General features: G+C 36.9%; 10 protein-coding genes. 4 read left to right on the forward strand and 6 right to left on the reverse strand.

The features are described from left to right. Window positions 1–231: 231 nt before the first annotated feature. Complete coding sequence (locus tag ACYSN2_RS04560; RefSeq protein WP_461749076.1) at window positions 232–1,239, forward strand: hypothetical protein; 1,008 nt, start codon at window positions 232–234, stop codon at window positions 1,237–1,239. Between the two features lie 195 nt (window positions 1,240–1,434). Next, window positions 1,435–2,115 carry a hypothetical protein gene (locus ACYSN2_RS04565; protein ID WP_461749077.1) on the forward strand — a complete coding sequence of 227 codons (681 nt, stop codon included), beginning with the start codon at window positions 1,435–1,437 and terminating at the stop codon, window positions 2,113–2,115. Window positions 2,116–2,790: 675 nt separating this feature from the next. Here the strand turns inward: ACYSN2_RS04565 and ACYSN2_RS04570 are convergent. After that, window positions 2,791–3,501: a GntR family transcriptional regulator gene (locus tag ACYSN2_RS04570; RefSeq protein ID WP_461749078.1), complete on the reverse strand. Its 711-nt coding sequence runs from the start codon at window positions 3,499–3,501 to the stop codon at window positions 2,791–2,793. A gap of 29 nt (window positions 3,502–3,530) precedes the next feature. On the opposite strand from ACYSN2_RS04570, the gene lhgO reads away from it, so the two are divergent. Continuing rightward, window positions 3,531–4,751 carry an L-2-hydroxyglutarate oxidase gene (gene lhgO / locus ACYSN2_RS04575; protein WP_461749079.1) on the forward strand — a complete coding sequence of 407 codons (1,221 nt, stop codon included), beginning with the start codon at window positions 3,531–3,533 and terminating at the stop codon, window positions 4,749–4,751. Between the two features lie 382 nt (window positions 4,752–5,133). On the opposite strand, the gene ACYSN2_RS04580 is transcribed toward lhgO, so the two are convergent. From ACYSN2_RS04580 to serC, 5 genes are all read right to left on the reverse strand, one after another. Then, on the reverse strand, window positions 5,134–6,978 hold the full coding sequence (locus ACYSN2_RS04580) for an ABC transporter ATP-binding protein (protein ID WP_461749080.1): 1,845 nt from the start codon (window positions 6,976–6,978) through the stop codon (window positions 5,134–5,136). 137 nt (window positions 6,979–7,115) lie between these two features. After that, window positions 7,116–7,538: a DUF805 domain-containing protein gene (locus ACYSN2_RS04585; RefSeq protein ID WP_461749081.1), complete on the reverse strand. Its 423-nt coding sequence runs from the start codon at window positions 7,536–7,538 to the stop codon at window positions 7,116–7,118. 135 nt (window positions 7,539–7,673) lie between these two features. After that, window positions 7,674–8,771, reverse strand: a complete 1,098-nt coding sequence (gene mnmA / locus ACYSN2_RS04590; RefSeq protein WP_461749082.1) for a tRNA 2-thiouridine(34) synthase MnmA — start codon at window positions 8,769–8,771, stop codon at window positions 7,674–7,676. 159 nt (window positions 8,772–8,930) lie between these two features. Further along, window positions 8,931–11,084: a carboxy terminal-processing peptidase gene (locus ACYSN2_RS04595; RefSeq protein WP_461749083.1), complete on the reverse strand. Its 2,154-nt coding sequence runs from the start codon at window positions 11,082–11,084 to the stop codon at window positions 8,931–8,933. A 356-nt stretch (window positions 11,085–11,440) separates the two neighbouring features. Continuing rightward, on the reverse strand, window positions 11,441–12,541 hold the full coding sequence (gene serC, locus ACYSN2_RS04600) for a 3-phosphoserine/phosphohydroxythreonine transaminase (RefSeq protein ID WP_461749084.1): 1,101 nt from the start codon (window positions 12,539–12,541) through the stop codon (window positions 11,441–11,443). Window positions 12,542–12,745: 204 nt separating this feature from the next. On the opposite strand from serC, the gene clpP reads away from it, so the two are divergent. Then, a complete protein-coding gene (gene clpP / locus ACYSN2_RS04605) occupies window positions 12,746–13,354 on the forward strand; it encodes an ATP-dependent Clp endopeptidase proteolytic subunit ClpP (protein ID WP_461749085.1) in 609 nt (202 codons plus the stop codon). Window positions 13,355–13,405 lie beyond the last annotated feature (51 nt).

Raw genomic sequence — 13,405 nt, forward strand, 5'->3', positions numbered from 1 at the left:
CTCTTCTCTGAAGCATTAAGAGTAAAAATGACTATCCACTTCAAGATGGCGATAAAAAACATCAAATTGCTGATTGTGATAGGATTTTACGATATATAACATATCATTGTAATGATATTAAAGAGAGTATTTAGGGGGATGCTTGGAAGACATCTAAACTCTAAAGAGACGTTTATTAACGGTGTATTGAAACATATGATGGACATAGTAAAAAAGCAAAGGAAAAATATAATGAAAAAAGGAATTATAATTTTAATTTTTATCATTACTAGCTTATTTGCAGTTACTAGAGGAGAGATTAATTTAATGGATCGGGATAATAAAGATGTTGTCGTAAGTTATTTTGCGGGCTTTAAGTTTAATTATATGTATTGTACTTTTAATATTAACGGGCTTCTTTTAGGAGATTCTCTATCAAAGCAAGGGGATTGGCAACCGAGCAATATTATGTGGACAGAGGATATTGGTGGGCTGTTTCAAGAGGGAGAAAATCTTATTGAGATGGAGGGAATTCAGATGCCAAAAACTCCTCAAGATGGTTCAGATCCTTATTGCGAGATTTCGATTACTGCCAGTGCAGAGAATATAATAACGGGGAAGACAAGTGGTAAAGAGGTGACACACTTACGTATCTCTTATGATGCAGAAGGGAATTTTACCGTGGCAGATAGCCGAAAATTTCCTACTCCATCAGTCACAAATGAAGCGAATATGGTGGAGTTAGATCGAAGAGTACTTAATAATGAGGAGCTTAATAAAGATGTCTTAGCTAGTCGTACGCTTTATATCTATCATCCTCATAGAATATTTTCTTGGACAGAGGCAAAACCTTTTGAGGCAACTCCAGAAAATATTGATCGCCTCTGGTCCGCGTATAAAGAGATGGAAGATGCGATGGTACGTCAAGATGAGGCTAAATTAAAGAAGATATTTTTAACTGCAGCAAAAGAGACAGATCAATATCATGGTTATGAGGGAGAAGAATCCCAAAGATGGGAATGGATATTAAAATGGTTTAAAGAAAATTGGGCCCAATATAATGGACATCGACCAGCACCAATCGATAAGTCTCGATATAATTTGCAAATTGCAAATCATGGTAAATTATTTCGTTTGGTGGATAAAGGATCTTTTTTAGCAGCTCCTTTAATTTATAAGACTATAGGGGAGTCCTCACGTTTTTATAACTTTTACTTTACAGAAGTAGATGGAGTGATTCGACCGGCAGTTCTGCCTTAGAATTAAGGTAGCAAAAACATTTAGGATTAATTGTATTAATTCCTTATTTTGATTTTAAAGATGGATTAGTTGTTGTGTAAACCTATGGAAAATGAACAGTTTTAAGACTTATTGTCATCAGTGCAGATACAGGAGAGATTCTGGACGAAGAGTATCTTTATGCCGTGTATTAGGAATAGCAATAGGAGACATTGCATGGTAGGTAATTTTAAGTTTGTTTTGTTAAGTTTGATCTTTGTATCATTCAATATTATTTTTGCTGAGGAGAAAGAATATCTGATAACACAAGATAACTTTGAGGGATTGCTCCAAAGAGCCGGTTATGCTCATTTAAATAAAGAGCAAATGGAACAGGCATATATTGACTTTAAAAATAATACCAGAGAAAGAAATCTCGCTGAAACCCGTAAGAGAGAAGCTTTTGACAAGCAATATGATGTTACAACTATTAATATTCCTGGATCTAGCTATAGATACAAAGAAGTTTATGACAAATTAGATGGTTATATTTTTAAAAAAGAAACTTATTTATCAAGAATTCGTTTACATATAGAAACCTACAATAAAGCGGGAGAGATCATTGATAAACAAGAGTCAGAAATAACAACAGCACCTTTTGGTATTGATGAATTAATCACTTTAGTAAAGGACAGATATCAAGTAGATCTTGAAGTTTTTGAGGATCCTATGTTGAGCTACGATACAATTTGGGGATCAGTAGAAACTAATATTTTAGTGCCTGGTTTCCCACTTATTCAGGATGAAGAAAGAGGTCCTGTTTATACCGTAACTATCTATTATCCATCGCCTTCAAGGTTTAGAACTATCCGTATTAGTGCTATTACAGGTCAAATTTTAAGTGACGTACAGAAATAATACGTGATGAATTTTTAAATAGATTTAAACCATACAACTAAAGCTATATTGTGAAACCAAAACCTCTAATCAAGCTGATTTACTAAATGAAACTATATGGAATAGGGATTTATGAACTTTAACTACATATAGATATCTTTTAACATAATATATAGAATCAGACATTATTCATATATTAGAATTGATGATTCATTTCCGAGGATAATCCCTATTCCCAACTTATTTCATCGTGATTTTTGCTTTTAAATCGCTTTGAATCATTCAAGTAATTTTTATATAAAAATATCCGCTTCAGGCTATGTAAGGATTTAGACTGAATTTTATCTTCCATGAACTCAACTTAGAGATTCAGATTTTCAATCAAAATTAGTACTAACGGATTTTGGTTGGATATTATTATTAAAATAATTTTTCCAAAAAGAATGTAAAAAGAAAGCATTATCAATGACAAAAATATTCTAGAGATTTATAGATATTCAAAGATCCTTTTGTTGATGCTAAATTTTATAAAATCGCTCCTACTTAAGTCCTATTTTATAGTGACTATAGTTTACCCAAGCTCATTAAATCTCACTTTTATTGCATTCCGCATGTTGCATGCAACTCTTTCTTGTGTTAAAAATAACACACGATTAAACGAATTTTAACTATGTATTTAAGGGGAGCGAAACTTAACTATTTATGAATCCATGAAAACTGTTCTAGTAGATCTGAATCATCCCAGTTTTCTCGGCTTCCTGATTCTTGGCTAACTAATAGACGAGCGGTATTAATAATATGGCGCTCCATCTCTTTACCCGCCGCATCAGGATCTTTGTTTAAAATAGCTTCATGAAGTGCTTTATGATCTTCAAAAGCTTCCATACAAGAACGAGAATGTGGAATGGTACTAGGTCCTGTTAAAAGAACCGTATTTCGGGTGTTATCAATAATGACAGACGCCCTTTCAACTGCGGCAATTTTAAGAAGCTCTGAATGGTAATCCTTATCGGCATTAAGCGTAGCTTTGGCATCATCTGCTTCCGCAGCCTTTAAGAAACTATTATAAGCTTTTTCAAGAACCTTAATATCAGCATCTGTACGGATCATGGCAACTTTACGAATAAGTGGTACTTCAAGCATTAAACGAATTTGGAATGATTCTAAGAGATCTTTCAAGGAAGTCGGCAAAATACGAATTCCGCGATTTCTTTCAATACGAACAAGCCCAATATTTTCTAATTGCTGTGCTGCTTCACGAATCGGAGTACGAGAAGCCCCTACCCATTCGCCAATTTCAGTTGCTGAATATAGTTTTCCAGGTTCTAACACATTGTTAAGGATCGCTTCGCGTAACAGTTCAAACGCTTGATCTGAGAGACTTTCAATTTTTTTTAGTTTTTTCATATTCAAGTATCTTTAATAAGGAGATAAATGTGTCAACCGTCAACTATGCAGTGATCGGAGGAGGAATTAACGGATTATCCGTTGCTAGACAACTTCTCATTGATTATCCCGAGGCTAATGTAACTCTGTTTGAAAAAGAGGCAGAAGTCGCACAACATCAAACAAGTCATAACTCTGGCGTTGTCCATGCAGGATTATATTATGCAAAGGGTAGCCTAAAAGCAAGACTATGTCGTCGTGGCGTTGAACTTGTTAGAAATTATTGTGCGGATAATAATCTTCCCTATGATCAATGCGGAAAAGTCGTTGTTGCATTAAACGAAGTTGAAGAAGAACGCTTGAAAAAACTCTATCAAATCGCATTAGACAACGAAGTGCCTAACGTTAAAATGCTCTATGGCGAAGAGATCAAAACGGTTGAGCCAAACTGCATTGGCGTTGCGGCACTTCATTCTCCGGAAACAGCCATTGTAAGCTACGAAAAAATTGCAAAACGTATCGCTGAAGAGATTAAAGAACGTGGCGGTAAAATTGAGCTCAATAGTGCTGTAGAATCCATTAAAAATGAAGCAGATGGCAAGATTACAATCACATTAAATGGTGGGAAAGTTTACCCACAAAAATTTGATTTCGCAGTAAGCTGTGCAGGATTACAATCAGACCGTTTAGCAAGAAACTCCGGCGATGTTGATACACCGAAAATTGTCCCTTTCTTTGGTCAATACTTTGTGTTAGACGATGAATTTACACACGATGTAAAAGGCTTAATCTATCCTGTTCCAGATCCTAAATACCCATTCTTAGGTGTTCACTTCACAAAACGTATTGATGGAAAAATGACGATTGGTCCTAATGCGTTCTTATCAAAAGCACGTGAAAACTACGATGGTAAAGGCTTTAATTGGAAAGATATCCGTGAATTTATCTTCTATCCTGGTTTCTGGCGCTTTGCATTCCGTAATATTCCTGCGGCAATGCGCGAATCTAAAACGGTATTTAGCCAAGATAACTTCATCAAAGAATCGACAAAATACGTTCCAACGCTTTCCAATATGACCGTAAAACCGGCAACTCGTGGTATTCGTGCGCAAGCGATGAATCCAGATGGTACGCTTGTAGATGACTTTGTGATTCGCCGTGACGGCAACATTACACATATCCGTAATGCGCCATCACCAGGTGCGACTTCTTCACTTGCGATCGGTGAATATATCGTGCGTGAAGTAATGCAAGGTAAAGCAGACGTTTAGTAATCAGCTTAGTAACCTGAAAAGATCAAAAAAGAGACCCATATCAATATGATTGGATCTCTTTTTTTATTGATGGGTATGAAATTGCTAATTAATATTAAATTCCAATTGTAAAACAGAGGCTGATTCATCGCTGGGTCGAATGTTTGCATGCTTCTGAATATCCCGCGCCAGCAATAAGAATCCTTTTTAGAATTTTAAATCCGGAACATTCTATATTGCCGGCATACAATCGATGAATATATACCGGCATTTTTCTCCGTAACACTTCAATTTTGAATAAGAATTTAGCTTTTAAGCTATTGAACTATTGATCGGTTTTAGAATAAAAATAATTATCTTTCTATTCTATTTCAACGTAATGACTGATCAAGCATGATCATTACACGGATTTGGAATCACCTATCTTCCCTGCTTGCTTCTGCCAGAATGATGCGTAAATGCCGTTATTTTGAATGAGTTCTTGATGATTTCCCATTTCGACAATTTCGCCTTTGTCCATCACAATCAAACGATCCATCTCGGCAATGGTGGATAATCGGTGGGCGATTGCGATGACGGTTTTTCCTTCCATTAGCATTTCGAGGTTTTCCTGAATAACGGCTTCTGATTCTGAATCTAATGCCGAAGTAGCTTCATCTAGAATTAGAATTGGCGCATTCTTTAGAAGCACTCTGGCAATGGCAATGCGTTGTCTTTGTCCACCAGAGAGTTTTACGCCACTTTCACCAACTAATGCATCTAAACCTCTATTGCCGTAATGATCTACAAGTTCTCGCACGAATTCATCGGCTTTTGTTTTCTTTAAAGCGTTAAAGAGCATTTCATCCGTTGCGTAATGATTGCCGTAGAGTAGATTATCTCGTACAGAACGATGAAAAAGTGTCGGTTCTTGCGTAACTACGCCGATATTTTCTCGTAAACTATCTTGGGTAATGCCGGTAATATTCTGCCCATCAATCATGATTTCGCCGGCATTAATATCATATAACCGAAGCAATATTTGTGTCAGAGTTGTTTTACCGGCGCCGGAAGGACCGACTAAACCGATCTTTTCGCCCGCATGAATATGGAGATTGAGCTGATGATAAATGGGTTTATCAGCGTGATAATTAAAGACAACATCTTTAAAAATCACTTCGCCCTTCACTTCTTTCATTTTTCCGGCATTTGGCTGATCTTCAATTTCTCTCGGTTTTGCAATGACTTTAATCCCATCTTGCACGCTGCCGATATCTTCAAAGATATGGCTAATCACTCGCATCACCCAGCTCGACATCGTATTAATGCGAATCACTAAACTGATGGTAAATGCAATGGCGCCGGCGCTAATGAGAGATTGTCCCCATAAATAGAGTGACAAAATGACAATACTCGCAATCAACAAGCTATTAATCATCATTAACGAAAAATCCATGCCGGTGGAAAGCTTTGTCGAATAGAGTGCCGCTTCTGTTTGCGCTTTCATCACGGCTTTGGCATCTGCTTCATCTTTTTCGCTATGAGAGAAAAGCTTGAGCGTTGTGATATTGCTGTAACTATCGACAATATGCCCCATGAGTTTTGAGCGTACTTTTGCTGATTTATGAGAACGATCCCGAGTTCTCGGCAAGAAATAACTTAATAAAAGAATATACGCAATAATCCATAAAATAATGGGAAGTGCGAGCCAGATATTCACTTCGAAAAACAGCACAACCGTTGTAATGGCGTAAATCACCACTTGCCACATGGAATCAGTAGACATAATGACAGAGTTACGAATCGCTTGCCCTGTATTCATAATACGGCTTGCAATGCCGCCGGATAAACTATTATGGAAAAAATTGATGCTCTGCTTTAACACATAACGATGCTGTTGCCAGCGGATCATGGAAGTGAAATTGGTGGTGAGCGCTTGGTTAATGAGAAGTTTATGAAGCAGTGATGTGATCGGCCGAAAAAGCATGATAATCACAAGCATCCAAATTAATTGCCCTTGGTAATTCTGCCAAAGCTGTGAAGCCGAATCACTCGCTTCTGCCATATCAATGATTTTACCAATATAGCTAAAAAGCGCGATTTCTAAGATGGAAACAAAAAAACCGGTGACGAGTAAACCGGCAAAGACCCATTTAACCTGTTTTACATAATGCCAATAAAAGGCAAACAGTGTTGTTGGAGGCGCGGTATCAGGATGATCTTTAAAAGGATTAATGAGAGATTCAAATAACTTCACTATTTTCATGGATGCTCTTTTGTGCTTTTTTCATATTGCTCAGAGTATATTAGTCTACTTTAGGTGAGAGTTATTATCAATTGAGATCTCTTAATAATAACAATCATGAATAAAATCACTCTGGAGACAAGTCAACTTCAGCTACTCTAGTTATTTAAACGGGGATCTGAGCCAAATCGATTACGGCCATATGTTCCTGCTAAACTCATCATCAGCAGAAAAATAAAAAATCCTATTCCGGGGATGAAAGTGACAAAGTACCAAAGACCACTTTTATCCGCATCATGTAATCTTCTGACAGAAATTGAAATAGTAGGAATGTAGAGTATTGCTAAATAGATAAGATAACCAAAACTAACTATGCCCATGACAAAATTACCCATCGCGGACATTTCTGGCTCACCCCACACATTCGGGCTTGTCGTTAATGGTCCTGTGATTAGAATCACGCTCATAACTGCAATAAAAATTAATAGATTGACTAAAAAGAAGTACCAAAATTCTCTTCGGCATGCTCTTCCTGAAAAGTTGGCATAGTTTTTGATTGCTTTTAAATACCACTTCAACATATATTCACCATTCATGACTGTTAAATATGAGTGGTGAATATATCACAAAGCATTTGTTTTTATGAGCAACAATATGAAACAAATAATATTATTATCAGGTTGTTATCAAAAATCATCCCAAAAGTAGATTTGTATTTAATTGATCTTAGACTCAATAAAAGCGCCACCTAAACAAATCTCACCATCATAAAAAACGATGGATTGTCCTGGTGTAATGGCTCTTTGTGGATCTTCAAAATCGACACGAATACGATTGTTTTCAATGAGTGTTACAGAGCATTTTACATCTTTTTGGCGATAACGGATTTTGGCAGTTAAACGTGGGTTTATGTCATCCCAATCGATGGGATTGATCTCATGAAGTTCTCTTGCAATAAGCCCTTTACCATAAAGTTCTTTTTGATCACCCTGTACTACAATCAGTTTATTGTTCTTCAGATCTTTATCTGCGACAAACCAAGGCTCACCATTAGAGTCTTTACGACCACCAATGCCCAATCCTTGACGCTGACCAATTGTATAGAATGCAAGACCTTTATGCTTCGCAACTACTTCACCATTAGGTAACACCATATCTCCTGGCTCTGTAGGCAGATATTGCATAATGAAATCTGTAAAATCACGCTCGCCAATAAAACAGATGCCGGTAGAATCTTTTTTATCAAAAGTAATGAGTTTATTATCGAGTGCAATTTGACGTACTTCTGATTTCTCATAATCTCCAATAGGAAATAATGTATTAATCAGTTGCTGTTGATTTAAAAGATAGAGGAAATAACTCTGATCTTTATTATCATCGATCCCTTTTAAGAGGTAGGCTTTACCATCTTTTCGAGCAACTTTTGTATAATGCCCTGTTGCTAAATAATCAGCGCCTAATTCTTCGGCATAATTTAAGAACGCCTTAAACTTAATCTCTTTATTACAAAGCACATCGGGGTTTGGTGTTAAACCATCTTTTAATGTATCCAAAAAGTAGTCGAATACCTGTTCTTTGTAATTTTTAGCAAAGTTTACTTTATGAAGCGGAATGCCGAGCGTTTCACAAACAGCTTCTGCATCTTTAAGATCATCTTCAGCTGTACAATAGCCTTGATCAAATTCTTCTTCCCAGTTTTTCATGAAAACGCCATGCACATCAGCGCCTCTCTCTTTTAAAAGAAACGCCGCAACAGATGAGTCTACTCCGCCACTCATTCCAACGATGACACGTTTACCTTTAATATCTTCCATGCTCTTTAACATCCTTCACTAAATTAAATTTAGAGTATTATAAATTGTAAAACCTAAAACCTCAAAACAGTTCATGCATTGAGGTTTTAGGTTATTATTTTTTGCTAATTTAATAGTCTTTTAATCATGCCTTTAAAAGTGCAATCTCAAAAGCTTGAATTACTTCTCTTGCACCTGGTTGAGTTCTACAAAATCTCGTAAAATCAAAAGTCCTTCATCTAAAATAAGATCAGTTTCACTCTCTTTGAGAAGCTTAGTATATGAGCCATCTTCATTGCGGAACTCTTCTAAAGTTAAAGGTTCGTATTCATACAATACTCGCATACGATTTTGTAACTCAAGATTTTCAGCTTCTTCTTCTTTTAACTTTTCTTTACGAGTTTCAAGATTCAGGCTCATTTCATTGATCTTCCAAAGCTCTAAGGTTTTATCCGTCTGTTTTTGATGGATTTGATGCTTTTCACTCTCTTCAAAACGTTTGTTACTATTCTCTTGTAACTGCGCAATGCTTGGCGGAATAACGATTGTTGTCGCATCATAATCTGGCGCTGATTGAATGGTATCCCAAGACATCACGTACATCTCTTTTGCTTCGCCAATTTCTGATGGATCATAAATACTTGGCAACTCGATATCTGGCACAACCCCTTTTTCTTGTGTTGTTTCTCCATTGGCACGATAGAATTTTGCGATAGTAACTTTGGATTGCCCAGGCTTTGTTGATTTTGCCAAAATACGGCTTAAATCAATCATCGTTTGCACTGTTCCTTTTCCAAAACTCGTTGATCCTGCAATGATTGCACGACCTTGATCTTGCATGCTGCCGGCAAAAATCTCACTAGCAGACGCACTTAAACGGTCAATTAATACCACCATAGGACCTGAATAAATGAGGTCTTCTTGCGTACTGCCTTGCGCATCAATATTGCCATCAAAGCCTTTTGTTTGAACGACTGTTTTATCTTTCCCAATAAAAAGCGCCGATAAATCGATCACCTCTGAAAGAGATCCACCGCCGTTACCTCGAAGGTCAATAACCAATCCATCGATATTATCGTCATTCACAAGCGGTAAGAGCAATTGTTTCACATCACGTGTCGTACTTTTAAAGTCTTCAACGCCTTGTTTGCTTCCCTCAAAATCACTATAAAATGCCGGCAATGTAATAACGCCTAGTTTATATTCTTGTTCGCCATTGGTAGATGGGAGCGTCACAAGTTTTGATTTTGCTTCTTGTTCTTCAAGTTTTACGGTATCGCGGACAATTTTAACAATCTTTTCCGCGCCCTTACCTTTGTTGCCAATCATTTGTAGACGAACAATCGTGCCTTTTTCGCCACGAACCATTTCCACCACTTTATCTAGACGCATTCCGACGATATCTACAAACTCGCCATCCTCGCCTTGCGCAACGCCGATAATTTCATCGCCAATTTGGACTTGTCCGGTTTGATCCGCAGGACCTCCCGTCACAACTTCAACGATTTTTACAGAATCATCATCTTGTCTTAGCACCGTTCCAATACCTTGCAGAGATAAGCTCATGCTGATATTAAACTGCTCCATCTGTTTTGCTGAATAGTAGCCAGAGTGCGGATCGAATGCTAACGATACGGTATTCATGATTAAACTGAATAACTCGCCTTCTTCCATATCGTGAATACGTTTATTGCGGGTGTGATAACGTTTTTTGAGCTTCTCTTTTGCTTCTTCTAATGTCAGTTCTTCATCCGTTACTAAGAGATTAATCAGCTCATTTTGCAAGCGATCTTTCCAAAGTGCTCGCATCTCCGTTTTGTTTTTCGGATAGGATTCTTCCTTTCTTTGGATAATGATATTTTTATCAATCTCAAAGTTATACTCTTCTTCAAGCAGTGTATCGACGAGTGCATATTGCTCATCCATTCTCTGCAGTAGTAGCTGGTACATGGCATATGGCACATCTAACTTTGAACGTTTGATATAATCATCAAACTTAAAACGAGAAGCTTCAAATTGATCAATATCTGATTGCAAAAGGAATACTTTTTGAGGATCTAATGCTTTTAAATAGAGTGTATAGATACGCTCGGAAAGCGCATTATCTATCGGTAAACGATCATAATGATATTGCGCTAATATTGCAGAGTGTGCGGAGTTAATGAGTTGATCATTATACGTTGGCGCACCAATAACCGTTGATTGAGGTAGGCTACTTGTAGTAGTTGCAATCGATAAAGAGCCCCAAACAATTGAAGAGGCAATCAATGCACTACTAATAATTTTGGAAAAACGACTCTTAATAAACACTTTATCTACTTTCTCTTTTAACATTGCGCTCTCTATATCCATTTTTGATTTTGATTAGTACGCTATTTTTAAATAACCCTAAAAACTTTTTTAGTATATCGAAATAAACACCATTTGCCTGCTTATTTCTCTTTTTATATCCCAATTTTTATGTAAAAACGCTTCATTAATCTAGGTAGCTATAAGCCTTAAAAAGGCTATATTAAATTTTTAGCTATAAAAAAGAAGAAGCTAGAGTAAAAATACCCTAGCTATCATAACTATAATGGCGTTTATTGTTAATGGTAAATGAGAGGTAATATTTACCATTTACGAAACTATAAATAAATTCATAAATAGTACTTACAAATCACTCTCACTATTAATTCTACTGAAAGATATTATGAGTAATGCTTCGCTTCAAAATCTTTCATAAAGTTTGTAAGCGCAATCACGCCTTCAATCGGCATTGCATTGTAAATACTCGCACGCATACCGCCCACGCTACGATGACCTTTAAGATTAATGAGCTTATGCTCTTCTGCTTCTTTTAAGAAGAGAGAATCTAAAGTTGGATCTGCTAATGTAAATGGAATCGTCATATTAGAACGGGCATCTACATGAATGGGGTTACGGTATAAGCGGCTATTATCAATTGTGCTATAGAGCAAGAATGCTTTCTTGTGATTCAATTTCTCCATCTCTTCTAAGCCACCTTTCTTTTTAAGCTCTTCAAGAACAAGGCTCATAAGATAGATTGCAAATGTTGGAGGCGTATTGAGCATTGAATCATTCGCTGCTTGAAGCGTGTAGTTAAGTGCATCTGGTACAAATGGAGATGCATTGCCGAGAAGATCTTCACGAACGATGACAAGCGTTAAACCCGCAGGGCCAATATTTTTCTGTGCGCCGGCATAAATAAGACCATATTGGCTCACATCAATACGCTTTGAAAGAATATTAGAACTCATATCCGCAACAACTGGAATTGGGCAGTTTTTAATATCGTAGAAAAACTCAACGCCGTTAATGGTTTCATTCGAGCAGAGATGTAGATATGCACTCTCAGGATTGACATTAATATTATTCTTGTTAGGAACATCAATATATCCTTCTTCTTTTCCGCTATAGATGATGTTTGAAACAGCGTAGCGACTGCCTTCTTTTGCAGCTTTTTTAGACCAAACACCTGTTTCTAAATAATCTACTGTTGTTTTTCCATCACCGACACGATTACCAAGAAGATTTAAAGGGATTAAACCAAATTGCGCTAAACCGCCACCTTGAAGAAATAAAACCTTATAATTAACAGGAATATCTAATAGTTCGCGAAGATTTGCTTCACACTCTTTTGCAAGCGCAACAAATTCTTTCCCTCTATGGGAAACTTCCATTACAGAAGCGCCTTGTTTCTGCCAATCAAGAAGTTCATCTTGTGCTTTTTTGAGCACGTTTAGGGGCATTGTTGCAGGTCCTGCGCAGAAATTATAAGTCTCTCTCACGGCTTTAATCCTTTTCCTTAGAAAAATCATTGAAAATAACTGTAAATAAGCGGGGTTTATATTACTACGATCGTGTGGAATTTTCATGCTTTCTACAATAAATATCCTAACGTCAAATTATATTCATAAAGTCTCCCTCATTTCTGCTAAGATAGTTCGTTTGAAAGAGATTAATTAGGTTAAAAACCAAAAGGGATTAGCGTCATGTCTTCTATTATAGATACTCAAATGTCACATTTAGTGCCAATGGTTGTAGAACAAACGGGTCGCGGTGAGCGCTCTTATGATATTTACTCTCGCCTTCTAAAAGAACGAATTATTTTTATGGTCGGTCAAGTGGAAGACCACATGGCAAACCTCATTGTTGCGCAAATGCTCTTTTTGGAAGCTGAAGATCCTAATAAAGATATTCATCTTTATATTAATTCTCCTGGTGGTTCTGTGACTGCCGGTATGTCAATTTATGACACCATGCAATTTATCAAACCTGATGTATCTACTATGTGCTTAGGTCAAGCATGCAGTATGGGCGCATTTTTACTAACTGCCGGCGCTGAAGGTAAGCGTTTTGCCCTTCCTAATGCAAGAGTGATGATTCATCAACCTTTGGGTGGCTATCAAGGTCAGGCATCTGATATTGAAATTCATACAAGAGAAATGCTTAAAATTAAGAAGCAATTAAACACGCTTCTTGCACAACACACCCACAAAACAGTGAAACAAATTGAAAAAGATACAGATCGCGATAACTTCATGAGCGCTGAAGAAGCGGTGAAGTATGGCTTGATCGATCAGGTTGTAACCAAGCGTTAATCTCTAAGAAAAATAAGGGTTAATAAAACAACTCCTAAAATAGGAAATGCT

This window comes from Ignatzschineria sp. LJL83 (assembly GCF_054871845.1).

Bases quoted from the DNA above. Each gene is read 5' to 3' on its own strand.
- ACYSN2_RS04560 (WP_461749076.1), top strand. From the start codon at position 232: ATGAAAAAAGGAATTATAATTTTAATTTTTATCATTACTAGCTTATTT.
- ACYSN2_RS04570 (WP_461749078.1), bottom strand. From the start codon at position 3,501: ATGAAAAAACTAAAAAAAATTGAAAGTCTCTCAGATCAAGCGTTTGAA.
- clpP (WP_461749085.1), top strand. From the start codon at position 12,746: ATGTCTTCTATTATAGATACTCAAATGTCACATTTAGTGCCAATGGTT.
- ACYSN2_RS04595 (WP_461749083.1), bottom strand. From the start codon at position 11,084: ATGTTAAAAGAGAAAGTAGATAAAGTGTTTATTAAGAGTCGTTTTTCC.
- ACYSN2_RS04585 (WP_461749081.1), bottom strand. From the start codon at position 7,538: ATGTTGAAGTGGTATTTAAAAGCAATCAAAAACTATGCCAACTTTTCA.
- ACYSN2_RS04565 (WP_461749077.1), top strand. From the start codon at position 1,435: ATGGTAGGTAATTTTAAGTTTGTTTTGTTAAGTTTGATCTTTGTATCA.
- ACYSN2_RS04580 (WP_461749080.1), bottom strand. From the start codon at position 6,978: ATGAAAATAGTGAAGTTATTTGAATCTCTCATTAATCCTTTTAAAGAT.
- mnmA (WP_461749082.1), bottom strand. From the start codon at position 8,771: ATGGAAGATATTAAAGGTAAACGTGTCATCGTTGGAATGAGTGGCGGA.